The organism is Micromonospora maritima (assembly GCF_902825405.1).
Lineage (GTDB): Bacteria > Actinomycetota > Actinomycetes > Mycobacteriales > Micromonosporaceae > Micromonospora > Micromonospora maritima.
This window is the reverse complement of record NZ_CADEAU010000030.1, coordinates 1-24956: the sequence shown is the minus strand read 5'-3', so window position 1 is coordinate 24956 and position 24956 is coordinate 1. Positions and strand designations below refer to the sequence as shown.

Sequence of the window (24956 nt, the reverse complement as noted above, 5' to 3'; positions counted from 1 at the left end):
CACTCTTTCCCTACACGACGCTCTTCCGATCTGCCGCGACCACGCCCGCGTCCGGCCCGTCGGTGAACCGGCCCCGGTCGGTCCGCCGGTCCCACACGTCCGCGGTGCGGAACGGCGTCCGGTACGGCCGCCGCGCCGGCCGCAGCCGGCCCACCCGGCGGTCGGCGGCGTCGTGGTCGGCGACCCAGTCCAGCCGCAGTCCCGCGTCGGCGGCCACGATCAGGCAGGTCTCCACGAACGCGCCGAGCGACAGTCGCAGGTCCCGGCCGGTCGGGTCGCCGGCCGGCAGCGTGTCGGCCGGGTCCCATCCGACGGTGACCGCCCACCGCTCGTAACGCAGCCGCCAGGGTTGGGTGTTGTGCGCGCTCGGCGCCCGCCAGCACAGCGGCTCCAGCCCGCGGAACGCGGCGAGGTCCATGTCAGCGCTCCCGGGCGTAGAAGGTGTAACCGTGCAACGGCCGACCGCCGAGCCGCCGGTACTGCGCCGCCGACGCCGGGTTGTCCCGCCCGACGTAGGTGCTGCGCAGCGTCGTGTAACCGCCGGCCCGCAGGTGGTGGTGCAGGTGCGCGGAGAGCAGCCGCTGGTAGCCGCGCCCCTGGAACTGCGGCACCACGCCCTTGACGATCAGCACCGCCTCCCGCCGGTAGCGGCGACGGCGGGCCAGCAGCCGCAGCTGGTTGACCGGGTGCAGGTCGCCGCGCACCGCCACCAGGAACTCGCTGACGTCCGGCACGCAGAGCACGAACGCCACCGGCCGGCCGTTCCGGGTCAGGTAGAGCAGCAACGAGGAGTCCAGCAGGTGGGCCAGCCCGTCGGTCTGCGAGCGCAGCTGCGCCGCCGCCGCCGAGATCGGCGTGTATTGACATCCTCTCCGCCCTAAAGGACGGAGATGCCCTCCGCGCTGCGCGTGGAACACGCGGCGCCTGGGTGGGTTACCGCTTCACCGCGCGGTGCCGGGACGAGTCCTGGTCTTACCTGCGCTCCACGGTCGTTTGAGTTGTCCGCCTGTCCGGCGGCCAACACGTTCTTCGCGGCGTTGACGTCCCGGTCGTGGTGGCTGCCGCAGAGGCAGTCCCACGCCCGAACAGTCAGCGCCATCTTGTCGTTGATCCGCCTACACGCCGAGCACATGCGGGTGGATGGGAAGAACCGGTCCACCCGGGCGAAGGTACGCCCGTACCGGGCGGCCTTGTACTCCAACATGGCGGTGAAGCTGGCCCACCCGGCGTCGTGCACGGACTTCGCCAGTCTGGTCCGGCCGAGACCGGTCACGCACAGGTCCTCGACGTACACCGCTTGGTTGTCGCGGATGATCGCCGTGGACAGTTTGTGCTGCCAGTCCCGCCGAGTGTCGGCCACCCGGGCGTGCGCCCTGGCGACCTTGACGACGGCCTTCGTGCGGTTGGCCGAGCCCTTCTGCGTGCGCGCAAGGGCCTGCTGCAACCGCTTGAGCTTGCGGGCGGCCCGGCGCAGGAACCTCGGCGCGGCGATCTTCGTGCCGTCGGACATGACCGCGAAGTGGGTCAGCCCGAGGTCGATGCCGACCTCGGAGTCGACCGGCGGCAGCGTCTCGTCCTGCGGGGTCTGCACGACGAACGAGGCGAAGTACCGCCCGGCCGCATCCTTGACGATCGCCACGGACGACGGCTCCGACGGCAGGCTCCGCGACCAGCGGACCGCGAGGTCACCGATCTTCGGCAGCCTGAGCCGGCCGTTGTCGAGCACCTTGAACCGGGAATTCTTCGTGAAGCGGATCGCCTGCCGGTTGTCCTTACGGGACCTGAACCTCGGCGGGGCCAGCGTGCGGCCCTTGCGCTTGCCGGTGACCGAGGCGAAAAAGTTGCGGTACGCGGTGTTCAGATCCGCCAAGGCCTGCTGCAACACCACCGCCGACACCTCGCCCAGCCACGCCCGCTCGGGTGTCAACTTCGCCTCGGTGATCAGGCGGCGGGACAGCTCCCCGTCGGAGATGTGCTTCTCGCCCGCCTCCCATGCCTGCTGGCGCAGCCTGAGTCCGTCGTTGAACACCACCCGCGCGCACCCGAACGCCCGAGCCAGCTCGATCTGCTGCCCGGGGGTCGGATACACCCGGAAGTTGTACCGGAGCTGCACAAGACACACCGTACATGTTGGTCTATGGCGAACTCTTCAAGGCGTCCGCACAGGTAGACCCTGTTTCTCCCGCACCACCTCGACGAACCGGTCGTCGACCGGATCACCGAGTCGCCACGTCACGACGGCGCGCCCGGCGACGGGTCGCGCGGCCCGGTCCCGGGCAGCGAGCCGGCCGGCGGCCGTTCGATCGGGGACGGCGGCCGGAGCAGGTCGGGGTCGAGCGTCCCCGGCATCCGCCGGGCCACGCCGGCGAGCAGGTCGGCCACCTGCACCCGGGGATCGTCCCGGGAGTCGGCCGTCACCAGGCCCGCCAGCGGCGACTCCTCGACCGGTCGTCCGGTGCCCTCGGCCAGGGCCCGCTGGAGGCGGCGCAGCCGGTCGGCGGTCAGCGCGCTCTGCTCGTCGTGGACCACCAGCACCCGCCGTCCGTCGCTGCTCCAGGACAGCACGGTCTCGGCCAGCGCCGGCAGCAGCGGTTCCAGCGGCGGCGGGATCGACCGGTCGTCGTCGTAGAGGCGGGCCTGGACGGCGGCCACCCGGGCGCGGTCGAGCCCGGTGAGGACGGCGTCGGTGGGCGCGTGCCGGGCCAGCGCGTCCCGCGCCCGGAGGAACCGGTCCACGCTGCCCTCGCCGGCCCGGTCCCGCCGCTTGGTCCGGAGCATGTCGACGAACGCGGAGAGGAAGGCGGTCCAGTCGGCGCCGGCCGTGCGCCCGACCCGGTGCAGGGCGAGGGCGGCTTCCCGGTACGCCGGGGCGAGACGGGTGCCGGCCGCGTACGAGGGCTCCGCGATCAGCAGGTCGACGACGCGGGTGGCGAGGAAGAGCTGCTTGTCGACGAGGTGCACGTGCGCCCGTCCGCGCAGCGCCGTCAGGAACCACTCCCGCGCCACGGCGGCTTCGGGGCGGCGGAGGAACTGCCGGGACTTGATCTCGTGCGGCGCGGACCCGAAGCCGGAGAGCAGGGACGTGAGCAGGACGGACGCCTCGTCGGCGCGCAGGTCGACGCTCGCGTGGGCGATCACCGGCGTGGCGGGATCGAGCAGGTTGGTGCCGGAGAACCCGGACTCGTCGCAGGCGATCTCCACGACGGGACCGGCGGGGACCTCGGCCGGCGGCAGCCCACCCTGCAGCGGCAGCCTCGTCCCCGGTCCCACCCGCCCATGCTCGCCGACGCACCCGGCTCGGTCCAGGGAATTGCCCCCGGAGCCGGGCGACGCGTTCGTGATCACACTCACCGCGTCGCCGACGTGGCCGCGACCGTTGAGTGGGTACGACCGGTAACCATGACGTCGTCTACCGAGGTGGTCATGACCCACGTGCCCGGCCCCGTCGACCCGGCCCGCCTGCGCGAGGTGCTGGACGGGCCGTGGGCGGCGGTCCGCGACGCGCACCGGACGCAGCTCGACGAGCGCTTCCTCCCGGTGTACGGCGAGACCGGCGACGAGGCACGCGCGCGGATCACCCGGCTGCTCGGCGAGCTGCCGACCGAGGCGGGCATGCCGTCGGCGTTCCCCGCCGCGTACGGCGGCCGCTCCGACATCGGCGGCTCGATCGTGGCCAGCGAGATGCTGGCGCAGGTCGACCTGTCGCTGATGGTCAAGGCCGGGGTGCAGTGGGGGCTGTTCGGCGGCGCGGTGATGGCCCTGGGCACCGAGCGGCACCACGACGCCTACCTGTCCGACATCGTCTCCGCCCGGCTCCTGGGCTGCTTCGCGATGACCGAGACGGGTCACGGGTCCGACGTGCAGCAACTGCGCACCACCTGCGTGTACGACCCCCGTACGGGGGCCTTCGACCTGCACACCCCGCACGAGGCGGCCCGTAAGGACTACATCGGCAACGCGGCCCGGGACGGCCGGATGGCGGTGGTCTTCGCCCAGCTCGTCATCGAGGGGCGGCGGCACGGCGTGCACGCGTGGCTGGTCCCGATCCGCGACGAGCGGGGCCGACCGATGCCGGGCGTGACCATCGAGGACGCCGGGCCCAAGGCCGGCCTGCTCGGCGTGGACAACGGTCGGCTCAGCTTCCACCACGTCCGGGTGCCGCGGGACATGCTGTTGGACCGGTACGCCCAGGTGGCCGAGGACGGCACCTACTCCAGCCCGGTCGAGAACGACTCGCGGCGCTTCTTCACCATGCTCGGCACCCTGGTCCGGGGCCGGGTCAGCGTGGGCGGCGCCGCGTCCGCGGCCACCCGCTCGGCGCTGACCATCGCGATCCGCTACGGCGACGTGCGCCGTCAGTTCGGCGCGCCCGACGCCGACCGTGAGGTGCTGCTCAACGACTACCTGGCCCACCAGCGCAAGCTGCTGCCCGCGCTGGCCACCACGTACGCCCTGCACTTCGCCCAGACCGAGCTGGTCACGACGCTCACCGAGGTGCAGGGCGGCGGTGACCCGGTCGACGAGCACCGGCAGCGGGAGCTGGAGTCGCGGGCCGCCGGCCTGAAGGCCCGCCAGACCTGGCACGCCACCCGGACCATCCAGATGTGCCGCGAGGCGTGCGGCGGCGCGGGCTACCTGGCCGAGAACCGGCTGCCCGGCCTCAAGGCCGACACCGACGTGTTCACCACGTTCGAGGGCGACAACACGGTGCTGCTGCAACTGGTGGCCAAGGGGCTGCTCACCGGCTACCGGGACGAGTTCGGCTCCCTGGACGGGTGGGGGCGGGCCTCCTTCGTCGCCGACCAGGTCCGCGAGATGGTCCTCGAACGCACCGCGGCCCGTTCGCTCATCGAGCGACTGGTGGGCTCCGTGCCCGGCCGGGACGAGGAGGTCGCCGTCACCGACCGCGGCTGGCAGCTCACGCTCTTCGAGGACCGCGAGAGGCACCTGCTCGACGGCGCGGTGCGGCGCCTGCGCAACGGCGCGACGACGAAGAAGGACCGGCCCTTCGACATCTTCAACGACGTCCAGGACCACGTTCTCGCGGTCGCCGCCGCGCACGTCGACCGGATCGCCCTGGAGGCGTTCGTCGCCGGCATCGAACGCACCACGGACCCGGCCGCGCAGGCGCTGCTCGCCCGCGTCTGCGACCTGTACGCGCTCAGCGTGATCGAGGCCGACAGGGGATGGTTCCTGGAGCACGGCCGCCTGACGCCGGCGCGCTCCAAGGCGATCACCGCGGTCGTGAACGGGCTGCTCAAGGAGTTGCGGCCGCACATGCGTACGCTCGTGGACGCCTTCGGGATCCCGGACCTGTGGTTGCACTGCGCCGTGCTGCGCGAGGAGGCCGGTCGGCAGGAGGCCATGGCGGCCCGGGACGCCGAACTCGCCTGAGGGCGGTCGAGCCCGGGGCGCCACCCGGCCGCCTACCCTGGGCAGATCGGGTCGGTGTCCGGTTCCGGCCCCGCACGGGGAGAGCGTGATGACCGACAGCGCCGGTCGACCGGGGCCGGCCGGGCGCCGGGGCGACGAGACGTGGTTGACGGAGGTGGCCCGGGAGGCCGCCGCCGACGCCGGTGGCGCGCCCGTGGAACTGCTCGGCGACTATCTCCGGCTGCTGACCGACGCGGCGGTGACCGGCCGGCGGCCGCGTCGGGGCGAACTCGACGCGGTGGAGGTCCTCGGCCGGCGGGCGGCCGAGCAGGGCGTGTCGGCCGGTCGCGCGGTCCGCCTCTACCTGTCCGCGGCGCGGCTGCTCTGGCGGCAGTTGCCACATCTGGACCGGTCCGCCGAGAGCGAGACCGTACGCGCCGCGGCGGACGCGGTCCTGCACGTGGTGGACACGGCCGTGGCCACCCTCGCCGAGGGCTACGCGGCGGCCCGTCGGGACCTGGTCCGCCGCGAGGAGGCGTTGCGCCGCGAACTCGTCGACGACCTGCTGCGCGGCGACTCCGACCTGGGTGGGCTGGTGGAGCGGGCCGAACCGTTCGGGCTCGACCTGGCCCGCGTGCACCAGGTCGCGCTCGCCGCGCCGGGTCGCCGACTGCCGGACACCGAGGCGGCGATCAGCACGCTGGAGCGGGTGGTGTTCGACCGGCTCGGCGACCGGGACGTGCTGGTGGCCACGAAGGAGGGCCTGCTCGTGGTGATCGCCCCGGCGGACGCGGCGACGCCCGGCGGGGCGCGCGGCGGTGGCCCGTCGGGCGACCTGGGCACGTTGATGCACGGCGAGCTGGACCGCCTGGTGCGGGACCGGCCGTGGCAGGTGGCGGTGGGTCGCCGCACCCGGGGCTCTACGGCATCGCCCGGTCCTACGAGGAGGCCCGGGAGGCGTTGACCACGGCGCGGCGGCTGCACTCCGGCGCATCCGTGATCGACGCGCACGACCTGCTCATCTACCGCGTCCTACTGCGCGACCAGCCGGCGATGGTGGACCTGGTCCGGGCCGTGCTGACCCCGCTGGGTCAGGCCCGGGGCGGCGCCGAGCCGCTGCTGGACACCCTCGCCGAGTACTTCGCGTGCGGCGAGGTCGCCACCGAGGCGGCCCGCCGGCTGCACGTGTCGGTCCGCACCGTCACCTACCGGCTGGGCCGGATCCGGGCGTTGAGCGGCTATGACCCCGCCGACGCCCGGGACCGGTTCACCCTGCACGCCGCCGTGCTCGGCGCGCGGGCCCTGGACTGGCCACGCCGGCCGTTGCCGGTGTAGCGGGTCAGGCGGGGACGGCGACCAGTTCGGGGAAGCCCAGCAGGGTGGCCAGGGCCGACGCCTCGGCGGGGGTGAGGGTCACGCCGATCATGCGGTCGGGATCGGTCGGGTCGTCGTGGACGACGTCCCGGCGACCGCCCACCCGGTACTCGATCACGGCGATCCGCCGGCCCTGTTCGGTGGTGAAGGCGTGCCGCACCCCGACGCCGGGGAGGGTCGTGCGTTCGATGATCACGGCAGGGCTCCTTCGGTGACGGCTGCGCAGAGCCGACCGGGAGCGGGACGGCGCTACGGCAACGCGGTGGACGGTCGTGCGGGCACCGCAAGCATCGACAGCGCGAGTGGCCACTCGACGGTCGGTAGGTGCCGCTGGTCCCGCATGAGGCCAACCATAGCCTCGGCCCTCCCCCATGCGACGCCGACGATCCACCGACGTTCCGGACCGCCGGAGCGGCCCTGAGCAGCGGATTCGCGCAGGAACGCGCGGGTCTGCCCTCCGGCCGCCGGCAATCAGGCGGCCCGTTGTTGGCCGGCCGCGCGCACTGCCGGCCCACGTCGGCCCCGGCGACGCTGGGGGTCCGACACGTACCCGAGCAGCGAGGAGGCGGTGATCATGACCCGTACGTCGGTGGCTTCGCCCCCGGTGTCCGCCGGTCCCGCGCCGCTGTCCCCGCCCGGGGCGGCCCCGCCGCCGGGTCCCGCCGGCGGCGGACGCGACCCGCGCGTCTCCCCCTCCGTCGGCGCCCGCCGACGCCGCTGAGCGTCGCCCTTTCCCCGGCCCCGTCGGGTCCGGCGCGGTCCGCGCCCCCTTCCTTCCCGTTCACCCACCCTGAGAGAGGTCGGTATGTCCGGCTACGTCACGTCCGGTCGTCTTCCGTCGGCCACCGGGATGCTTGCCGGCCGGTCCCACACCGCCCGCCGGCCGCTGGCCGACCGTCCACAGCCGATCGCCGTGGACCTCGGCAGCGCCCACCTGCGGGTCTGGCTGGAGCCCGGTCGGGTGCTGAGCACGCCGGTCGGCCACGGCCTGCGGACGCCGGTCGTCCGGCGTGGCCGGGTCGTGGACGTCCCGGCCTGCACGGCCGAGCTGCGCCGGCTCCTGCGCGACCATCGCGCCCCGGTGCCGGTGGGGGCGCTCGTCGTGGCCTGCCGTCCGGTCCTGAGCGCGCCGGCCGACCAGGAAGCGGCACGCCGCGTCCTCACCGCCGTGCTCGCGCCGTCGCGGCTGTTGTTCGTCGACAGCGTCCGGGCGGGCGCCGTGGGCGCCGGAGCCGCCGCCGGCACCCTGTTGCTGGCCGACATCGGCGCCCAGCTCACCGAGGTGGCCGTCCTCGACGACGGCCGGGTCGTCGCCGCCCGGCGGGCCGAGGTCGGCACCCGGGACCTCAACCACGCGGTGACCGCCGCGATGCTCGCGACCACCGTGTCCGGGCTGGTGGGCGAACTGCGCTCCGAGCCGGCGGTCCGGCCCCTGGTCCGCACCGCCCTGGCCCGGGGCGTGCTCGTCGTCGGGGACGGCGCCACCCGACCGGACCTGACCGCGCGGATGGTCGCCACCCTCGGCGCGACCGTCCACCGGGCCGCCGCACCGCGTACCGCCGCGCTCACCGGCGCCGGCCTGGCCGCGCTGTCGGCGCGGCGACACCTCGCCTGAGCCCGAACCACCCTCCCCGAGAAAGGACCACCGACGATGACGCACACCCTGGACGACCGCACCGCGACGCTGCGCGAACTGCTGGAGCGGCAGTTCGACGACCACACCGGTCAGCTCTCGGAGCTGACCGCGGCGGCCCGGCAGCCGGACCACGGCGGCCACGACCAGGACACCCTGCGCCGGCTGGTCGAGGCCGCCCGACAGGGTGTCGCGGACACCGCCGGGGCGCTGAGGCGGATGTCCGAGGGCACGTACGGCGTCTGCCCGCGGTGCGGTCACGACATCCCCGCCGCGCGGCTGGAGATCCGGCCCGCGGCCCGCTTCTGCGTGCCCTGCCAGCAACGTCGCTGACCGGCCGGCCGGGTCAGGGCGTGCGGACCGGCGGCGGGGTCCCGGACTCCTCCGGCCGGTCCGCCCGGAGCCGGTCGAGGTGGTCGACCAACTCGTCGGTGGCCCATGTCCGCACCGGCATGCCGCATATCAGCAGGACGAGCAGGAGCCCGAGGGCCGGGGTACGGCGGCCGCGTGCATGACCACGGCGACGGCCGTCAGAGCTAGGCTGACCTGCGGGTGAGCCTCAGGCGGGGCGGTGACCGGAGGGATGGGTTGGTGGACGAGGACGTCTCGGGCGGCACGACCGCCGCCGGCCGGTGAACCCGTTCCACGCCCTCACCGGCCTGGTCGGCCACTACGGCTACCCGGGCCTCGCCCTCCTCGTCGGCGCGGAGGGCTTCGGCGTACCCACGCCCGGTCAGACCGCGATCGTCCTCGGCGCCGGATACGCGACGCACGGCCGGCTGTCCGTCGCCGGAGTGGCGGTCACCGCGTTCCTGGCGGCGGTGGCCGGTGACAGCGTCGGCTACCTGATCGGTCGTTACGGCGGGCGCCGGCTGATCCTGCGCCACGGCCGCCGGCTGCGGCTCACCCCGCAGCGGTACGCGCGGATGGAGGCGGTGATGAACCGCCACGGCCCGAAACTCGTCGCGGCGGCCCGCTTCGTCGACGGCCTGCGGCAGTTCAACGGCGTCGTCGCCGGAGCCACCGGCATGCCCTGGCCACGCTTCGTGCTCTACAACGCGATAGGCGCCGCCGCCTGGGTGGGGTTGTGGACGACCGTCGGTTACACGGCCGGCGACCACCTGCGCGCCCTCGTCGTGGACCTGCACCGGTTCCAGTGGTATCTGCTCGCCACCGCGGTCGTCCTCACGCTCGCGTACGTCGGATGGTGGCTGTCCCGCCGGTCGGCGCGCGACCGGTGACCGCCGGGCCGTCCCGGGCCACCGGCCTTCGGCCTTCCTGGCTGCCGTTGCGGCAGGGACACGTCCTCGCCGCCGGCCATTCCGCGTCGCTGGGGCCGGCCCGTCGACTGACGGTCAGCTCCGAGCCCGTCCGACGCGCTGGTGGCCCGCTCAGGTCGGCGGCCGCTCGGTGGCCCGACGTGCCAGACGCCGCTGCGCCCAGTGGACCCGCTCGGCCAGCCGGATGTCGTCCCCGGCGCCGGCGCCGATCCGGCGCAGGGCGCGCCCACCCTCCGGATCGGCGCGCAGCGCGAGACCGACGGCAGCCTGGAACCTCGCGTCCTGGTCGTCGTCGGCCAGGCGGGCGGTCAGGAGGTCGCGGACCTGCGCGGTGTCAACGTCGGACTCGGCCAGGGCCAGTAGCGCGTTGGCGCGGGTGGGACCGTCACCGTCCGACGCCAGCACGATCAGGGCCGCCACCACGTCGGACCGGATGTCGCCCGACCTCGGCGTCCGGGCGGAACGGGACGGCGTACGGAGATCGCCGAGGGCCGCGCCGAGTTCGCCGGCCACCCGGCGGCGGATCTCCGGCTCGGGGTGACGGGCGTGGGGCAGGAGGTCCGTCGGGTCCCCGGAACCGGTGTACTCGGCGAACGCGCCGATCACCCTGTCCAGGGCGATCGGATCCGCCTCGGCGCGCAGCCGCGGCCGGAGCACCTCCACCGCCCGGGTCTGGAAGGGGCGCTCCACGAAACTCAGCCGGTGCACCACCTCCGCCGCGAACCGTCTCGTGTCGACGCAGGGGTGTGCCACGAGCTTCTCCGCCCAGCGGAACGTCTCCTCCGGGTCCCGGCCGTCCGTCAGCACGGTCTGGGACTCGACCCAGTCGCAGGAACCCGGGTCCGCGAAGTGGAGGGCACGGGCCAACAGCTCGTCGGGGTGGGCGGGTGTGCCGAGGCGGCCTTCGAGGTGGGTGACGATCGCCCGGTGCGAGGTCTGCACCTCGGCAAACCGCCCGTCCGCCGCCCTGACCCGGATCCGGGTGGCATGCGGGCCCGAGTCGGTGACCGGGATGCGCTCCCGCTCCACCACGACCGGCTCGTCCGGAGCAGCGCCCAGCCGGCGACGCAACTCCCGGGCCGGGTCCACGCCCAGCCACCGCCGCGCGACGTCGAGGGCCCTGCGGACCGCGTCCTCCCGCAGCGGCTTCCGCCAGGGCGCCAGGTCGCTCCTCAGCAGCTCCTGCAGGAGTTCACTCAGGCCGTGGTCGGCCGCCCAGGACACCGGATCGGTGCCGTCCGCCCAGATCCGGTTCGGGTCCACGCCCGCGTCCAGCAGGGTCGCGACGACGTCGGTGTGCCCGGCAACCGTCGCCGCGCGGAGCAACGCGCTGCCGTCCGCTCCCGCCAGCACGTCCGCCGGCACGGCCCGCAGGAGCGCGTCGGTGGACCTGGCGTCACCCGCCCGCACGGCCGTCAGCAGCTGAGCATCCACCCGACCATTCTGGCGGGCGGAGGTCGCCACCGCGGCCCGTCACGGACGGGCCGGACCGCGCATCACCGCCCATCCGGGAAGTCGGACGGCGCGGAGGCGTAGTCACGCGTTAACCGTGCGGGGCCTACGGAGCCTCTCCGACGCTTCTCGCCCACGCCCACGTCTGGCTCACCGTGATTGGGTCGCGCCCTGGTCGGCGGCTTCCCGGACGGAGACGGGCGTGCCCAGTTCCACAGTCCGGGAGACGGTGCAGAGCCGGTCGTGCGACTGCCGCAACGAGCGGGGCAGTGCCTCCCGGGCCCGGTCGCCGTCCGGGCCGGGCGGGAACGTCACCGCGAAGGTGACGGTGAGGTCCCGCATCCGGTTCCCGAGTTCCGGATCGCGGATCTTGTCGCCGCTCACCGTGACGGTGAACCCCGTCGGTTCGGCGCGCCGACTGGTGACGTGGTCGACGTCGACGGCGGTGCAGCCGCCGAGGGCGGCCAGCAGCAGTTCGACCGGGGTGAAGGTGTCGTCCTCCCCCGTTCCCATCGACATCTCGCCGCCACGGGCGTTGCGCACGACGTAGCGCCCGACGCTGGTGCGATCGATCTCGACCGACCGGAACGTGTCCTCACTCATGCGGCGAACCTACCCGGGCGGGGCGGTGGGCCGTGCCGGATCATCGGGCGGCAGTTCCCCGGAGCTTGCGCCGGGCGGTCCTGAGCTCCCCGGCACTGCCCCAGGGGTAGATCGTGACGCGGTTGCCGAGCGCCGCCAGTCGGGCGGCGGCGCCGGCCGGGTCACCGGCGAGCCAGAGGACGTACGAGAAGCTGCACTCCGCCTGGACCCAGCCGTGCACGGGCCGGTAGTCCGGGTGCCCGACGGATCGGGCCACGGCGCCGCGGATCTCGTGCAGCACGGCCGGCGACCGCAGGTGGGCGATGCCCGACTCGTACGCGACCTCCAGGTGGGCGTCGGCGACGGCCGCCGCGTTGAGCGAACCGGGCGGTGCCGTCTGCGCGCAGTGCCGCGCGAAGCCGAGCAACCGGTCCAGCGAACCGCCCCACTTCGGGCACAGCTGCTGGACGTGGGTCAGCTGGGCGAAGAACGGATCCGGCCGGGCCTTCGCCGCACGCTCGTACCGACGGTTCGCCTCCGCCTGCCCCATTCCCAGGCCCCGGGCGGTGCGCAGCCGCGCCGTCCACGCCGCGATGTTGCCTGGCTCCTCCGCGGTCACCTCGGCGAGCACCCGCTCGGCCTCGTGCAGGATCTGGTGGAACGAGGCGAACTGTCGGCTGCTGGTGTGCCGGGCGCGCGCCGACCCCCGGGCCTGCCACGCCATCCACACCAGGCGGGCGCCGAGCAGCGTACCGGCCAGGGTGGACTCGGCGGGGCCGCCGCCCGCCTCGCGCAGGAACGTCTCCACGCCCCTCGTCTCGGCGACCATGGCGGTGGCGACGGTCGGGTCGTCGTGCTCGGGCAACCGGTCGAAGTACGCGACGACGCCCGGCCAGTCCCGGGCGCGCAGTGCCCGACGCAGCGGCGCGAGATCGGGGTAGTGGTCAACGAGGTCGTAGCTCGGCACCCCGGGCAGTGAGGGGATCTTGGGCAGGCGCACGCCGGAGAGCTTAGGAGCAGGCGACCTACCGCCGGGTACCCCGATCGGGCCGGGGACGGGATCGAGCCGAACCACCGATCCGTCCCCGGACGTTCGGCCGGTCGCGGTCGCGTGCGCCTCAGTCCGACGAGGGGCTGAGGCGTACGCGACGCAGCAGTTGGGCGTTGAGCGCCACGACGATGGTGGAGGCGGACATCAGCACCGCGCCGACGGCCGGGCTCAGCGCGACGCCCGCCCAGGCCAGGACACCGGCGGCGAGGGGGATGGCCACGACGTTGTAGCCGGCGGCCCAGGCGAGGTTCTGCACCATCTTGCGGTAGGAGGCGCGGGAGAGCCGGATCACGCCGGTGACCCCGCGCGGGTCGGACGAGGCGAGGACCACGCCCGCGGACTCGATGGCCACGTCGGTGCCGGCGCCGATGGCGATGCCGACGTCGGCGCGGGCCAGGGCGGGGGCGTCGTTGACCCCGTCGCCGACCATGGCCACCGTCAGGCCCCGCGCCCGCAGCTCGGCCACGGCGTGGTCCTTGTCGGCGGGCAGGACCTCGGCGAACACCTCGTCCACGCCGGGCCGGAAGCCCAGGTCGGCCGCGACCGCCTCGGCGACCGGGCGGGCGTCGCCGGTGATCATGGCGATCTTCCGGACGCCCTGCTCGCGCAGTTCCGTGATGGCCTGGCGGGCTTCCGGGCGCACCTCGTCCTCGAGCGCGAACGCGCCCACCGGTTCGGGGCGGCCGTCGGCGGGCAGCCGTACCAGGTGCAGGACCGCGGCGCCCCGGGCCGACCAGCGGGCGCTGGCGGCGTCGAGGTCGGCGGGGACGGTGGCGCCGAGTTCCCGCAACAGGGCGGGGCCGCCGACGGCGTACGCGGTGTCGTCGACGACGGCCCGCACACCCCGACCGGTCAGGGACCGGAAGTCGCGGGCCGGGGGCGTCGGGCCGCGGTCGTGCGCGGCGGCGGTCAGGGCGCGCGCGAGGGGATGCTCGCTGTCGGCCTCGACCGCGCCGGCGATCCGCAGCACGTCGTCCTCGGCGCGGCCGGCGGTGGCGGCGACGGCGGTGAGGGCGTGCGCTCCCCTGGTCAGGGTGCCGGTCTTGTCGAACAGCACCGCGTCCACCCCCCGCATGCGTTCGAGGGCGGTCCGGTCCTTGACGAGGATGCCGGCTCGGGCGGAGACGGCCGTCGACAGCGCGATCACCAGCGGGATGGCCAGTCCGAGGGCGTGGGGGCAGGCGATGACCAGGACGGTGACGGTGCGGACCACGGCCTGGTCGAGGTCGCCGAGCGCCCACCACGTGCCGAACGTGATCAGCGCCGCGGCGGTGGCGAGATAGAACAGCCAGGCGGCGAAGCGGTCGGCCAGCACCTGTGCCCGGCCGGCGGAGCTCTGCGCCTCGGCGACGAGCCGGCCGATACCGGCGAGGGCGGTGTCCTCGCCGACGGCGTCGACGCGTACCCGCAGGGCGGAGTCGGTGGCCACGGTGCCGGCGACCACCCGGTCCCCGGCGGCGCGCGGGACCGGTCGGGACTCCCCCGTGATCATCGATTCGTCCAGTTCGGCGGCGCCGTCGACGATCCGCCCGTCGGCTGGCACCCGGCCACCGGAACGGACCAGCACCACGTCACCGACCCGCAGGTCACCGACCGGGACGGGGTGGGCGTGGCCGGCGTCGTCGAGGCGTTCGGCGTCGTCGGGCAGCAGCGCGGCGAGGGCGGCCAGGGCGCCCTGGGCCTGACCGATCGCCTTCATCTCCTGCCAGTGGCCCAGCAGCATGATGGTCACCAGCGCCGCCAGCTCCCACCAGAAGTCGAGGCTGAACCCGCCGAGGCTGGTGGCCAGCGACGCGGCGTAGGCGACGGTGATCGCCATCGAGATGAGCAGCATCATGCCGGGCGCCCGGTCGCGGATCTCGCGCACGCCGCCGACCAGGAACGGCCAGCCTCCGTAGGCGAACACCACCGTCCCGAGGACCGGCCCGACCCAGGTCGTGCCGGGGAGGTCCAGCCGGTAGCCGAACCAGTCCATGACCATGTGGCTGGTGGCCACGATCGGCACGGTCAGTGCCAGGCTCAGCCAGAACTTGCGCCGGAACTGCTCCGGGTCGTGCCCGGCGTGCTTGTCGTGTCCGCCGCCGGGGCCGTCGTGCCGGTGCGGGCCGTGGTCGGCGTCGTGACGAGTCATCGGATCCACCTCCGGACCGAATCTATACCCCCAGGGGGTATTAGTGCAACGCCCCGGAGCCCGCTGGTCGTTCCCGGCAACGGAGCGTGGAGCCCGCGGGGCGGGACTACCCGGCACGAGCGACGTGACACGACGGATCGGCGGTAGAACTTCCCCGTCGCCCGAGGGATCCGTGGTCGGAGACACGATCATGGAGCACCGACCCGACCGGGCAACGCGGCGGACCGTCGGGTGCGCCGCGCCTGCACGGCTGGGCCCGCTCGGATCCGACGGGGCGACGTCGAGATGAACGGAACGAGGCGGGCGCGAAGGGAGGGCCGTCGCCACGGGGCGCGGCTAGGCTCGTTGCGCGACCGTCCGACCCCGCGACAGATCGAGGTGCGCGATGCCGTTCCCGAGCCCGGTGGCGGCGCAGCGTGTCGAGGCCCTCGCCGTCGCGGCCCTCGCCGTCGTCGTGACCGTCGCCGCCGGCTACCCGTGGTGGTCGCTGCTGGCTCTCTTCCTCGTCTTCGACCTGTCCATGCTCGGCTACCTGCGCGGGCCACGCGTGGGCGCCCGCTGCTACAACCTGGCGCACTCCTACACCCTGCCGGCGGCGCTCGGCGCGGTGGCCGTGGCCGCTGCCGGGTTCGGCGACCGGATCGACTGGCTCGGCGTCCTGGCCGTCGCGTGGGTGTTCCACATCGCCGTCGACCGCGCCCTCGGCTACGGCCTGAAGACGGCCGAGGGATTCGAGCACACCCACCTCGGCCCGATCGGGAGGTCCCGGAGCGAGCGCCCGCGGTGAGCCCGCGTCCGTGCCCGCCGGGTCGGATCAGGGTCGGTTCGGGGGGCAGTTCGCGCTGGTGAGCCGGACCGTGTACTCGCGGTCGTCGGAGGTGATGCCGGACGGCACGCCGTCGAAGTGGGTCTCCACCTTCTCCCAGCCCCGGCGCTGCTCGTAGTGCAGGTGCGGGGCGCCGGAGTTCCCGGTGCTGCCGACGCGCCCGAGATGGTCGCCCCGGGCCACCCGCTGGCCGGCCCGCACCGACGGCGGTTCGAGCAGGTGCAGGTACTGCGTCTCCCACCTCCCACCATGGTCGATCTTGACCCAGTAGCCGCCGCCGCGCCCCCTCGGCCCGTCCGGGTCCTGCGGCGTGCGACCACCAAGCGAGCCGTTGATCCCCGCCACGGTGACCGTGCCGTCGGCGGAGGCCAGCACCGGCCGGCCCCACGCCTCACCCGTGGTCGGGAACAGGTCGACGTCGTAGTCGTCGTGCCCGGGGTAGGTGGACAGCCGCCACGTCTCGCCGCAGGCCACCGGCAGTTGGAAGACCGGCCGTGGGCCCGGCCGCAGCAGTGGGACCACGACCACCGCGGCGGCGACCAGCGCCCCGAGCACGCCGACGATCCACGCGACGCGGACCGCGCGGCGGCGCGCGCGGGGGTCGTACGGTCGCTCGGCGGTCATCACGGCGAGCATGCCACGCGGTGGGCCCGGTCGCCGCCGCTCCCCCACCCGCCGCCGCTGTCGGCCGACGCCGGCGTCACCGTGGCGGTGACGCCGGCGTCGCCCGTCCGGCTAGGGGGTGACCACCCTGCCGCCGAAGGTCACGACCAGTCGGCCGTCGGCCGCGAAGGACCAGCCCAGGGCCCCGGTGTACGAGGAGCACCGGGATCCGTTGGTGCCGGACCAGAACTGGTTCGAGCTGTCGGAGTTGCCGACGATCCGGTCGTTCGCGCCGCCGTCGCAGGAGGTGTTGTTCCGGAACACCGAGGAACCGCCGTCGAAGGTGAAGTTGCGCTCGGTGTTGTCGATGCTGGCGTTGTTCGACACCGTCATCGAGCCGAGGTTGCGGTTGTAGGTGAACCCGTGCTGGCCGTTGCGGTAGGCGATGTTGCCCCGGACGGTGTGGTTCACCCCGATGTCCTCGCCGCCGAGCTTGAACCCGTTGCGGTCGCCGTTGCCGGCCTGGCCGCCGTTGCTGAGGGTGCCGTTGTCGTAGGCGAGGGAGGACTCGATGGTCACCGGGCCGATGGCTCCGGTGTCGCTCTTGGTGTAGAGGTCGTAGCCGTCGTCGATGTTGTTGTGGGACACGGTGTAGCGGAAGACGTTGCCCGGGCCGACGGTGAGCTTCGGGGCGAACCCGTCGGCGTCCTCGCCGTCCGAGTCGACGTTGTCGTGCGACTCGGTGCTGACGACGAGGTTGTTCGAGGGCCACTGGTCGCGGGGTGCGTCGGCGACCAACCGGGACAGTTGCAGCCCCGAGTCCCGGTTGTGGCGGGTCACCACGCGTTCGACGATGTTGTTGTTGCCGGCGAGCAGGATGCCGTTGTCCCCGGCCCGTTCGACGACGATGCCGCGGATGTGCCAGTACGACCCGCCGATCTGCAGGCCACGGTTCGCCGGGGCCTCGCTCTGCGCCGAGAAGTTCAGGACCGGGGTCTCACCCGGGTAGGCGAAGAGGTTCTTGCGCGCGCTCGACGTGCCGTTGTTGCCCTGGCCGATGGTGACGGTCTGCGTATAGCGGTAGGTGCCCCCGCGCAGGTAGATCGTGCCGCCGGCGGCGATCCGGCCGATCGCGGAGGTGAGCGTGGTCGGGTTCGCCTGCGTGCCGGCCGCGCCGTCGGTGCCGGTCGGCGCCACGTACAGCGCGCCGCTCGACGGCGGCGGCGTGCTCGGCGGAGGGGTGGTCGGCCCGCCGGTGGGTGGCGGGGTGGTCGGCGGCGGGGTGGTCGCCCCGGTGGCGTACGTCTCGAACTCGGCGACCCTCGGCGTCCCCGTCGCGCTGGTGATCTCGAAGTTGATCTTCCGCAGCGAGGTCGCGGCGAACGCCACGGCCCCGGCGCCGGTGCCGGTGGCCAGGACGGCCCCGGTGTCGTTGTTGACCACCCGCCAGGAGCCGATCACGCCGACCGCGCCCGCTGCTTCCCGGATGGCGACCGAGGCCACCGTGGTGGCCGAGCCCCACTTGACCGAGATGCGGCCGGTCGTGCCGGCCGGCGACCAGTAGGTGCCCATGTCGCCGTCCACCACGTTGCCGTAACTGGTGCCACCGGCCTTGCTGGAGCCGTCGGCGCCGGCCCCGAGACTGAGATTTACGGCATTGATGTTGATCAATTGGGAATTCGGTGCGTCGGATGCGCCCGACGCGTGCGTCATCGGCAGCACCGCGGCGACCGCGGTCACGGCCACGGCGGCGGTGACGCCGGCGAGGTACTTGTGTCGCACTACGCTTCTCACTACGTCTCCTCGAGAGTGGACACGGCCCGGAGCTGCTCACATTCCGGCACCGCGAGTGGCTTCGCGCGCGCATCCCCGGCCCCGATCGAGGACCGAAACATCGATGAAACACAGGCTAAGAAAGCGCTTACCGTCAAGGCAACAGTTCAGATGTGCAGGTTTGTTGCACCCCTGTCCCGCACGTCCACTTCCGGGGTGGCCGGACCGGCGTTAGCGCCGCCATCAGACGGGTAGGCGACGACCCCGCAGGGTGGCCACGAGGAGGCACGGGTGATGTCGGTCGACGCCTTCTTCGACCGTCTGCGCCGCGACGGCGCGGAGGACCGGCTCGTCAAGGTCAGCGGCAGCGTGCGGTTCGACATCCGGGGCGAGCGGGGCCTGCGCCACTGGCGGCTCGACATCGACCGCGGGCGGCTGCGGGTCACCGAGGACGACAGCCCCGCCTCGACCGTCGTCACGATGTCCGAGCAGACGGCCGAGGCGATGGTCGCGGGCGGGATGAACGGACTCGCGGCGATCAACCGGGGCGAGATCCTGGTCGACGGGGACCTCGCGCTGGCGCTGCGGATCGGTCGGTTGCTCCCGGCGGCGAACGCCCGGCACGGTGGGGGCGGCACGTGAGGGACGTACCCGGCACGGTGTCGTGCATCGACGGCAACACGTTCGTCGTCTCCGACAGCAGCGGGGACATCGAGGCGTCGTCGGCCGCGCCCGTGGGTCTGTTCGCCGCCGACACGCGGTACCTGTCACGTTGGGTACTCACCGTCGACGGCGAGCGGATGACCGCCCTGTCGGTCGACGACAGCCAGTACTTCGAGGTGGCGTTCTTCCTCGTCCCCGGCGGCGAGGTGGACTACGTCCAGGCGGACGTGTCCGCGATCCGGCGCCGCCGCATCGGCGCCGACCTGGTCGAGGTCGTCACCGTCTTCAACTACGGCGAGTCGGACCTGGACCTCACCGTGGGGCTCGAGGTGGACGCCGACTTCGCCGACATCTTCGAGATCAAGTTCGATGCCGGCACGAAGGTGGGCGAGCGCTACGCCCAGGTCACGCCGGACGAGCTGCGGCTGGGCTACCGCCGGGGCACCTTCCAGCGGGAGATCGTCCTCACGGCCAGTGAACCGGCGACCTTCACCCCGGAACACCTCCACTTCCCGATCCGGCTGGCCGCCGGGTCCAGCTGGACCGTCGAGGTACGCGCCGAGATGAGGGCGCTGCGGCCCGACGGCGTCGACCTGCGGTCCGGCCCCCGGGCCCTGCGGCCGGACGCGTCGACCCTGCCGGACAGCGTACGGGCCTGGGTGGCGGCGGCCCCGACGTTGGACACCGACAGCCCGGTGCTGCGCCAGGTCTACGAGCGCAGTCTGGTGGATCTGGCGGCGCTGCGGTTCGCGCCGCTCTCCCTCGGCGGCGCCACCGTGCCCGCCGCCGGGCTGCCCTGGTTCATGACCCTCTTCGGCCGGGACAGCCTGCTGACCTGCCTCCAGGCGCTGCCGTTCACGCCGTCGCTGGCACCGACCACCCTGCGGATCCTCGCCTCGCTCCAGGGTGCGCGCACCGACGACGTGCTGGAGGAGGACCCCGGACGGATCCTGCACGAACTGCGCTACGGCGAGTCCGCCGCCTTCGAGGAACAACCGCACTCGCCGTACTACGGGACGGTGGACGCCACCCCGCTGTTCCTGGTGCTGCTCGACGAGTACGAGCGGTGGAGCGGCGACGCGGCCCTGGTGCGCGAACTCGAACAGGAGGCGCGTGCCGCCCTCGCCTGGCTGGACCAGCACGCCGACCTCACCGGCGCCGGCTACGTCTCGTACGAACGCCGCAACCGCTCCACCGGCCTGGACAACCAGTGCTGGAAGGACTCCTGGGACAGCATCTCCCACGCCGACGGCCGGCTGCCGAGCTTTCCCCGTTCGACGTGCGAGACGCAGGGTTACGCCTACGACGCCAAGATCCGTGCGGCCCGGCTGGCGCGCACCTTCTGGGACGACCCGGCCCTGGCCGAGCGCCTGGAGAGTGAGGCGGCGTCGCTGTACGACCGGTTCAACCGGGAGTTCTGGCTGGAGGATCGCGGCTACTACGCGCTCGCGCTCGACGGCGACGGCAACCCGGTGGACAGCCTGTCCTCCAACATCGGACATCTGCTGTGGAGCGGCATCGTCCCGCCGGAGCGCGCCGGGCGGATCGCCGCGCACCTGATGAGTCCGGCGCTGTTCTCCGGCTGGGGCGTCCGGACGCTGGCGGAGGGGCAGTGCCGCTACAACCCGCTCGGCTACCACACCGGCACCGTCTGGCCCTTCGACAACTCCTTCATCGCCTGGGGCCTGCGCCGCTACGGCCTGACCGACGAGGCGGGACGCATCGCCGAGGGCATCATCCAGGCCGCGGGCTTCTTCGAGGGCCGCCTGCCCGAGGCGTTCGGCGGTTTCGACCGCCGGACCACCAGGTATCCGGTCCGGTACCCGACCGCCGGCAGCCCGCAGGCCTGGTCGAGCGGGGCGTCGCTGCTCCTCATCCGCACCATGCTGGGCCTGGAGCCGCACGAGGACCACCTCGCCACCAGGCCGGCGCTGCCACCCGCGTTCGACCGGATCACGCTGCTGGACATCCCCGGCCGCTGGGGCAAGCTCGACGCCTTCGCGCGCCGCCGACCGGCGTCGTGACCGTGGGCGCGGGCCCGGGAACCGCCCGCGTCAACCCAGACCGAGGTCGTGCCGCGCCAGCGCGTCCTCGATGGTCCGCAGCGCCTTGGGCCCCATGCCGTGCAGCTCGGCCAGTTCCGCGCGCGGCACCCCGGCGAGCTGGCGCAGCGTCGTGTAACCGGCGTCGTGCAACGCCCGCGTCGCCGGCGCGCCGATCTTCGGCAGCGTGTCGAGAGAGTCCATGTCCGCCATGATGTCCCACACCTACGACGCTTCCGGTCAGTCCTCCGGCGTACCGGGACTGACCAGGCCCGTCTCGTAGGCGACCACCACGGCCTGGACCCGGTCGCGCAGACCCAGCTTGGCGAGGATCCGGGCGACGTGGGTCTTCACGGTCGCCTCGGACAGGTGGAGCGCGTCGGCGAGTTCGGCGTTGCTGAGGCCACCGGCCAGCAGGCGCAGGACCTCCGTCTCGCGCGGGGTCAGCGTGGCCAGGTCGCGGTGCACCGTCGCGGTGTGCGGATCCGGGCGGGCGAAGCGCCGCACCAGGCGGCGGGTGATGGCGGGCGCGAGCAACGCGTCGCCGTCCTGGACCATGCGTACGGCCGCCACCAGGTGCTCCGGCGTCACGTCCTTGAGCAGGAACCCGCTGGCGCCGGCCGCGAGCGCGGCGTAGACGTACTGGTCCAGGTCGAAGGTGGTGAGGATGATGATCCGCGGCGCCGCGGCGGTCCCGGTGAGGATGCGGCGGGTGGCCTCGAGACCGTCGACCTCCGGCATGCGCACGTCCATGAGCACGACGTCGGGTCGAGTCCGCCGGACCGCGTCGATCGCCTCCGCGCCGGTCGCGGCCTCGGCCACCACGTCCACCCCGCCGGCGGTGAGGATCATGCGGAACCCGGTACGGACCAGCGCCTGATCGTCGGCCACCACCACCCGTACCGTCATGTCGCCTCCCACGGGATCATCGCCTCGACCTGGTAACCCGCACCCGGCCGGGCGCCGGCCCGCAACGTCCCGCCGTAGACGGCGAGCCGTTCCCGCAGCCCGATCAGGCCGCGCCCACCCGTCCCGCCGGTCGCGGCCGGGATGCCGGGCTCGGTGTTGCCGACCTCGATCCGCAGGACGTCCGGCGCATACTCGACGACGACGGTGCCGGTGGCGCCGGGCGCGTGCCGGACCATGTTCGTCAACGCCTCCTGCACCACCCGGTAGGCCGTCAGCCCGACGCCGGAGCTGACCGGTCGCCGCTCGCCCGACAGGCTCAGGTGGACCGGCACGCCGGCGTCACGCACGCGCCCGATCAACTCGGGCAGGCCCTCGATGCCGGGCTGGGGGTCCTCCGGGGCGTCGGGTTCGGTCTGGGCCAGCAGACCCATCACGTGCCGCAGCTCGGTCAGCGCGGACCGGCCGGTCGACTCGACGGCGAGCAGCGCCTCCCGGGCCTGGTCCGGTGCGGCGTCGAGCACCGTCCGGGCCGCGCCGGCCTGGATGACCATCACGCTCACGTGGTGCGTCACGACGTCGTGCAGTTCGCGGGCGATGCGGGCCCGCTCGCCGGCGACCGCGTCCCGCAACGCCTCCTCGTGGGCGCGGGCCTCGGCGGTGAGCCGCTGCTGGTCCTCACCCGCGCGCCGTCGCCACACGTGGTGACCGCCGGCGACGGCCACCAGCGGAGCCAGCAGGACGAACGGCAGACGGTCCGCGGGGACCTCGACCGGCAGCTGCTCGCGCAGGGCCACGGCGAGCAGCGCGGCCACCGGGCCCGACGCCAGCGCCGGCAGCCGGTACGGGCTGTGCGCCGCCGCGCTGTAGACGGCGACGAGGCAGGTCAGCGCCACACCCGGGTAGAGCTTCGGCTGGCGAGCCCCGTCCGTGGCCAGCACCAGTGCCGCGGCGGCCGTCGTCGCCCAGAACACCGCGAGCGGATACCGACGACGCAGCACCAGCGGCGCACACATGACGAAGACCAGCAGCAGCGCCCCGAGAGTCGATCCGGGCTGCGCCGGCTGCACCTCCGGCAGCACCCCCAGCGGCGGCAGGGGCGGCGGCAGCGGCGGAACTCCGGCGTCGTCCGTGGCGGCCTGGAAGCACACCAGCCCGAGCGCCGCCGCCAGCGCGGCGTCGAGCAGCAGCGCCCGCCAGCCCGGCCTCGGCAGCGGTCCCGTCGCCACGATGCCCCTCACACCCGACATTCTCGCCGCCGCGCGCCTGCGCCGGCATCAGCCACGGTGTGCAGGGCGTGTACATCGCAGGGATGACCCCGAACGAAGATCCACCCTGGGCGGTACGGCCGGTGCGTCGCCGGACCGATGCCCGAACCGCGGACCGGCCCCTAGCGTCACGACGTCCGTGACGACCGGCCCGACCCGAGGGGCGACACATGACCGAACCGGTGATCCATCTGCGCGGGGTGACCCGCCGCTACGGCGAGGGCCCGCCGGCGCTGCACGACGTCTCGCTGACGGTTCGGCCGGGCGAGTCCGTCGCCGTGCTCGGCCCGTCCGGCAGCGGAAAGTCCACGCTGCTCAACCTGCTCGCCGGCCTCGACCGCCCGGACGAGGGCACGGTGGCCGTCGCGGGGACGCGACTGGAGCGTCTCGGCGAGGCCGCCACGGCCCGCTTCCGGCGGGCGAACGTGGGCCTGGTCTTCCAGTTCTTCAACCTGCTCGACGACCTGACCGTCCTGGACAACGTGCTGCTGCCCGCCCAGCTGGCCGGCGCCCCGGCACGCGCGTCGCGCGAACACGCGGCCCGCCTGCTGGACTCGCTCGGCATCGGCCGGCACGCGCACGCGTACCCGGGACGGCTCTCCGGCGGCGAGCGCCAGCGCGTCGCCGTCGCCCGCGCCCTGGTCAACCGCCCCGCGCTCCTGCTGGCCGACGAGCCGACCGGCGCGCTGGACACCGCCTCCGGCGAGGACGTGCGGCACCTGCTCGACGAGCTGCACCGCAGCGGCCAGACGATCGTGCTGGTCACCCACGACCTGCGGCTGGCCGAGGCGTGCGCCAGCCGCACGATCCACCTGCGCGACGGCCGGGTCGAGGGGGACGGATGAGCGGCCTCGGCCGGGTCGTCCGGTCCGGCCTGCGGCGCCGCCGGGTGCAGACCGTCGTCGTCGGGCTGGTGACGGCGGCCGCGGTCAGCGCGACGGTGCTCGGCGCCGGGCTGCTGGTCGCGTCGAACGCGCCGTTCGACGACGCGTTCGCCGCCCAGCGCGGCGCCCACCTGACCGTGCGGGCGGACCCCGGCGCGGTGACGGAGGCGCAGCTCGCGGCGTCGGCCTCGGCGCCGGGCGTGGTCGCCGCCGCCGGACCGTACCGGGTGGTGGTGGTCGCCTTCACCGATCGCGCGGGGATACCGCTGCCGCCGCTGAGCGTCGTCGCCCGCACCGACCCCGCCGGCCCGGTCGACCGGGTCGAGCTGGCCGACGGACGGTGGCCGGCCCGTCCGGACGAACTCGTGCTGGGCGCCGGCGCCGTCCGCATTCCGCCCGGCTCCCGCCTCACCGCGCCCGACGGCGCCGAGTTCACGGTGGTCGGTACGGCCCGGTCCGTCAGCGACACCGCCGCCGCCTGGGTGCTGCCGTCCGCCGTCGGCGCACTCGACCGGCCGGGAACCGCGGGCGGCTACCAGATGCTCTACCGGTTCACGGACGCGCGCACCGCGACGGGGGTCGCGGCCGGCCGCGACGCCGTGGTGGCGACGTTGCCGTCCGGTGCGGTCACCGGCACCCGGTCGTGGCTGGACGTGCGGCAGCACGCCGTCGAGGACGCGGCCGTCTTCGTGCCGTTCCTCATCGCGTTCGCGCTGCTCGGCATCGTCATGGCGACGCTCGTGGTGGGCACGGTGGTCGCCGGGACGGTCGGCGCCGCCACCCGGCGCATCGGCATCCTCAAGGCGCTCGGCTGCACACCCGCCGGCATCGTCCGCGCCTACGTCGCCCAGGCGCTGGTGCCGGCCGCCGCCGGCGCGGTCGCCGGAACCGTCACCGGGAACCTGATCGCGCTTCCGGTGCTGGCCGAGACCGAGCAGCTCTACGGCTCGGCGAACGCCACGATCGCCTGGTGGGTGACGGTCCTGGCCGCCGGCGGGGTCCTGGCGGTGGTGGCGGTGACCGCGTGGGCGGCCGCGTTGCGGGCCGGCCGGCTCCGCACCGTGGACGCCATCGCGGTGGGACGAGCGTCCGGCCCGGCCCGGGGTCGGTGGGCG

The 24956-nt window shown here is 74.0% G+C and carries 24 protein-coding genes; 11 read left to right on the top strand and 13 right to left on the bottom strand.

What is annotated here, in order from left to right:
- Positions 1-419 precede the first annotated feature (419 nt).
- From HUW36_RS05990 to HUW36_RS05980, 3 genes are all read right to left on the bottom strand, one after another.
- Positions 420-917 (bottom strand): GNAT family N-acetyltransferase, encoded by a 498-nt coding sequence (locus tag HUW36_RS05990; RefSeq protein ID WP_246247910.1) that lies wholly within the window; start codon positions 915-917, stop codon positions 420-422.
- Positions 878-2113, bottom strand: a complete 1236-nt coding sequence (locus HUW36_RS05985) for an RNA-guided endonuclease InsQ/TnpB family protein (protein ID WP_174527184.1) — start codon at positions 2111-2113, stop codon at positions 878-880. Before HUW36_RS05985 ends, HUW36_RS05990 begins: the two co-directional genes overlap by 40 nt.
- A 119-nt stretch (positions 2114-2232) precedes the next feature.
- Complete coding sequence (locus HUW36_RS05980; protein ID WP_246247908.1) at positions 2233-3270, bottom strand: hypothetical protein; 1038 nt, start codon at positions 3268-3270, stop codon at positions 2233-2235.
- Between the two features lie 129 nt (positions 3271-3399).
- Between HUW36_RS05980 and HUW36_RS05975 the strand changes: the two genes are divergently transcribed.
- The 3 genes from HUW36_RS05975 to HUW36_RS34365 all read left to right on the top strand — a co-directional run bounded on the left by HUW36_RS05975 (position 3400) and on the right by HUW36_RS34365 (position 6708).
- Entirely contained in the window at positions 3400-5394 is a 1995-nt protein-coding gene (locus tag HUW36_RS05975; protein ID WP_246247906.1) for an acyl-CoA dehydrogenase family protein, read from the top strand.
- A gap of 88 nt (positions 5395-5482) precedes the next feature.
- Positions 5483-6337 carry an RsbRD N-terminal domain-containing protein gene (locus HUW36_RS05970; protein WP_246247904.1) on the top strand — a complete coding sequence of 285 codons (855 nt, stop codon included), beginning with the start codon at positions 5483-5485 and terminating at the stop codon, positions 6335-6337.
- Positions 6334-6708: a PucR family transcriptional regulator gene (locus HUW36_RS34365; RefSeq protein WP_246247902.1), complete on the top strand. Its 375-nt coding sequence runs from the start codon at positions 6334-6336 to the stop codon at positions 6706-6708. The genes HUW36_RS05970 and HUW36_RS34365 overlap by 4 nt, the downstream gene beginning before the upstream one ends.
- Positions 6709-6712: 4 nt before the next feature.
- Here the strand turns inward: HUW36_RS34365 and HUW36_RS05965 are convergent, their stop codons facing one another.
- The gene (locus HUW36_RS05965; protein WP_174527183.1) at positions 6713-6943 is read right to left on the bottom strand and encodes a cation:proton antiporter regulatory subunit; all 231 of its coding nucleotides are present in this window, start codon (positions 6941-6943) and stop codon (positions 6713-6715) included.
- A gap of 609 nt (positions 6944-7552) precedes the next feature.
- Here HUW36_RS05965 and HUW36_RS05960 point away from each other — a divergent pair.
- The 3 genes from HUW36_RS05960 (at position 7553) to HUW36_RS05950 (ending at position 9621) form a co-directional block, all read left to right on the top strand.
- Positions 7553-8362 (top strand): rod shape-determining protein, encoded by an 810-nt coding sequence (locus HUW36_RS05960; RefSeq protein WP_174527182.1) that lies wholly within the window; start codon positions 7553-7555, stop codon positions 8360-8362.
- Positions 8363-8398: 36 nt separating this feature from the next.
- Positions 8399-8713, top strand: a complete 315-nt coding sequence (locus HUW36_RS05955) for a TraR/DksA family transcriptional regulator (RefSeq protein ID WP_174527181.1) — start codon at positions 8399-8401, stop codon at positions 8711-8713.
- A 299-nt stretch (positions 8714-9012) separates the two neighbouring features.
- The gene (locus HUW36_RS05950) at positions 9013-9621 is read left to right on the top strand and encodes a DedA family protein (RefSeq protein ID WP_174527180.1); all 609 of its coding nucleotides are present in this window, start codon (positions 9013-9015) and stop codon (positions 9619-9621) included.
- Positions 9622-9771: 150 nt separating this feature from the next.
- Here the strand turns inward: HUW36_RS05950 and HUW36_RS05945 are convergent, their stop codons facing one another.
- The 4 genes from HUW36_RS05945 to HUW36_RS05930 all read right to left on the bottom strand — a co-directional run bounded on the left by HUW36_RS05945 (position 9772) and on the right by HUW36_RS05930 (position 14876).
- Positions 9772-11094, bottom strand: a complete 1323-nt coding sequence (locus tag HUW36_RS05945) for a HEAT repeat domain-containing protein (RefSeq protein ID WP_174527179.1) — start codon at positions 11092-11094, stop codon at positions 9772-9774.
- 168 nt (positions 11095-11262) lie between these two features.
- Positions 11263-11715, bottom strand: coding sequence for an OsmC family protein (locus HUW36_RS05940; protein WP_174527178.1), 453 nt, complete (start codon positions 11713-11715; stop codon positions 11263-11265).
- A gap of 40 nt (positions 11716-11755) precedes the next feature.
- Positions 11756-12694 (bottom strand): hypothetical protein, encoded by a 939-nt coding sequence (locus tag HUW36_RS05935; protein ID WP_174527177.1) that lies wholly within the window; start codon positions 12692-12694, stop codon positions 11756-11758.
- Positions 12695-12812: 118 nt separating this feature from the next.
- Positions 12813-14876 carry a heavy metal translocating P-type ATPase gene (locus tag HUW36_RS05930; protein WP_174527176.1) on the bottom strand — a complete coding sequence of 688 codons (2064 nt, stop codon included), beginning with the start codon at positions 14874-14876 and terminating at the stop codon, positions 12813-12815.
- 385 nt (positions 14877-15261) lie between these two features.
- Here HUW36_RS05930 and HUW36_RS05925 point away from each other — a divergent pair, with 385 nt between their 5' ends.
- Positions 15262-15663 carry a DUF4260 domain-containing protein gene (locus HUW36_RS05925; RefSeq protein WP_174527175.1) on the top strand — a complete coding sequence of 134 codons (402 nt, stop codon included), beginning with the start codon at positions 15262-15264 and terminating at the stop codon, positions 15661-15663.
- A gap of 27 nt (positions 15664-15690) precedes the next feature.
- Here the strand turns inward: HUW36_RS05925 and HUW36_RS05920 are convergent, their stop codons facing one another.
- Both HUW36_RS05920 and HUW36_RS05915 read right to left on the bottom strand, forming a co-directional pair.
- Positions 15691-16326, bottom strand: coding sequence for a M23 family metallopeptidase (locus HUW36_RS05920; RefSeq protein ID WP_174527174.1), 636 nt, complete (start codon positions 16324-16326; stop codon positions 15691-15693).
- Between the two features lie 111 nt (positions 16327-16437).
- The gene (locus tag HUW36_RS05915) at positions 16438-18099 is read right to left on the bottom strand and encodes a cellulose-binding protein (RefSeq protein WP_246247900.1); all 1662 of its coding nucleotides are present in this window, start codon (positions 18097-18099) and stop codon (positions 16438-16440) included.
- A gap of 273 nt (positions 18100-18372) precedes the next feature.
- On the opposite strand from HUW36_RS05915, the gene HUW36_RS05910 reads away from it, so the two are divergent.
- Together HUW36_RS05910 and HUW36_RS05905 are read left to right on the top strand one after the other, a co-directional pair.
- On the top strand, positions 18373-18720 hold the full coding sequence (locus HUW36_RS05910) for an SCP2 sterol-binding domain-containing protein (protein ID WP_174527173.1): 348 nt from the start codon (positions 18373-18375) through the stop codon (positions 18718-18720).
- Complete coding sequence (locus HUW36_RS05905; RefSeq protein ID WP_174527172.1) at positions 18717-20765, top strand: amylo-alpha-1,6-glucosidase; 2049 nt, start codon at positions 18717-18719, stop codon at positions 20763-20765. Before HUW36_RS05910 ends, HUW36_RS05905 begins: the two co-directional genes overlap by 4 nt.
- 30 nt (positions 20766-20795) lie before the next feature.
- Here HUW36_RS05905 and HUW36_RS05900 read toward each other — a convergent pair whose 3' ends face one another.
- The 3 genes from HUW36_RS05900 to HUW36_RS05890 are packed head-to-tail and all read right to left on the bottom strand — an operon-like array spanning position 20796 to position 22939.
- Positions 20796-20987, bottom strand: coding sequence for a helix-hairpin-helix domain-containing protein (locus HUW36_RS05900; RefSeq protein WP_174527171.1), 192 nt, complete (start codon positions 20985-20987; stop codon positions 20796-20798).
- A 36-nt stretch (positions 20988-21023) separates the two neighbouring features.
- Complete coding sequence (locus HUW36_RS05895) at positions 21024-21692, bottom strand: response regulator (RefSeq protein WP_174527170.1); 669 nt, start codon at positions 21690-21692, stop codon at positions 21024-21026.
- Positions 21689-22939, bottom strand: coding sequence for a sensor histidine kinase (locus tag HUW36_RS05890; RefSeq protein WP_174527169.1), 1251 nt, complete (start codon positions 22937-22939; stop codon positions 21689-21691). Before HUW36_RS05890 ends, HUW36_RS05895 begins: the two co-directional genes overlap by 4 nt.
- Before the next feature lie 188 nt (positions 22940-23127).
- On the opposite strand from HUW36_RS05890, the gene HUW36_RS05885 reads away from it, so the two are divergent.
- Positions 23128-23802 carry an ABC transporter ATP-binding protein gene (locus tag HUW36_RS05885; RefSeq protein ID WP_174527168.1) on the top strand — a complete coding sequence of 225 codons (675 nt, stop codon included), beginning with the start codon at positions 23128-23130 and terminating at the stop codon, positions 23800-23802.
- Positions 23799-24956 (top strand): FtsX-like permease family protein (locus HUW36_RS05880; protein ID WP_174527167.1); only part of this gene is annotated, 1158 nt, incomplete at its 3' end. The genes HUW36_RS05885 and HUW36_RS05880, both read left to right, overlap by 4 nt.

Excerpts from the sequence above, each read along its gene's own strand:
- HUW36_RS05955 (WP_174527181.1), top strand. The coding sequence starts at position 8,399 with ATGACGCACACCCTGGACGACCGCACCGCGACGCTGCGCGAACTGCTG.
- HUW36_RS05900 (WP_174527171.1), bottom strand. The coding sequence starts at position 20,987 with ATGGACTCTCTCGACACGCTGCCGAAGATCGGCGCGCCGGCGACGCGG.
- HUW36_RS05895 (WP_174527170.1), bottom strand. The coding sequence starts at position 21,692 with ATGACGGTACGGGTGGTGGTGGCCGACGATCAGGCGCTGGTCCGTACC.
- HUW36_RS05960 (WP_174527182.1), top strand. The coding sequence starts at position 7,553 with ATGTCCGGCTACGTCACGTCCGGTCGTCTTCCGTCGGCCACCGGGATG.
- HUW36_RS05930 (WP_174527176.1), bottom strand. The coding sequence starts at position 14,876 with ATGACTCGTCACGACGCCGACCACGGCCCGCACCGGCACGACGGCCCC.
- HUW36_RS05940 (WP_174527178.1), bottom strand. The coding sequence starts at position 11,715 with ATGAGTGAGGACACGTTCCGGTCGGTCGAGATCGATCGCACCAGCGTC.
- HUW36_RS05970 (WP_246247904.1), top strand. The coding sequence starts at position 5,483 with ATGACCGACAGCGCCGGTCGACCGGGGCCGGCCGGGCGCCGGGGCGAC.
- HUW36_RS05925 (WP_174527175.1), top strand. The coding sequence starts at position 15,262 with ATGCCGTTCCCGAGCCCGGTGGCGGCGCAGCGTGTCGAGGCCCTCGCC.
- HUW36_RS05910 (WP_174527173.1), top strand. The coding sequence starts at position 18,373 with ATGTCGGTCGACGCCTTCTTCGACCGTCTGCGCCGCGACGGCGCGGAG.
- HUW36_RS05890 (WP_174527169.1), bottom strand. The coding sequence starts at position 22,939 with ATGTCGGGTGTGAGGGGCATCGTGGCGACGGGACCGCTGCCGAGGCCG.
- HUW36_RS05975 (WP_246247906.1), top strand. The coding sequence starts at position 3,400 with ATGACGTCGTCTACCGAGGTGGTCATGACCCACGTGCCCGGCCCCGTC.
- HUW36_RS05920 (WP_174527174.1), bottom strand. The coding sequence starts at position 16,326 with ATGACCGCCGAGCGACCGTACGACCCCCGCGCGCGCCGCCGCGCGGTC.
- HUW36_RS05885 (WP_174527168.1), top strand. The coding sequence starts at position 23,128 with ATGACCGAACCGGTGATCCATCTGCGCGGGGTGACCCGCCGCTACGGC.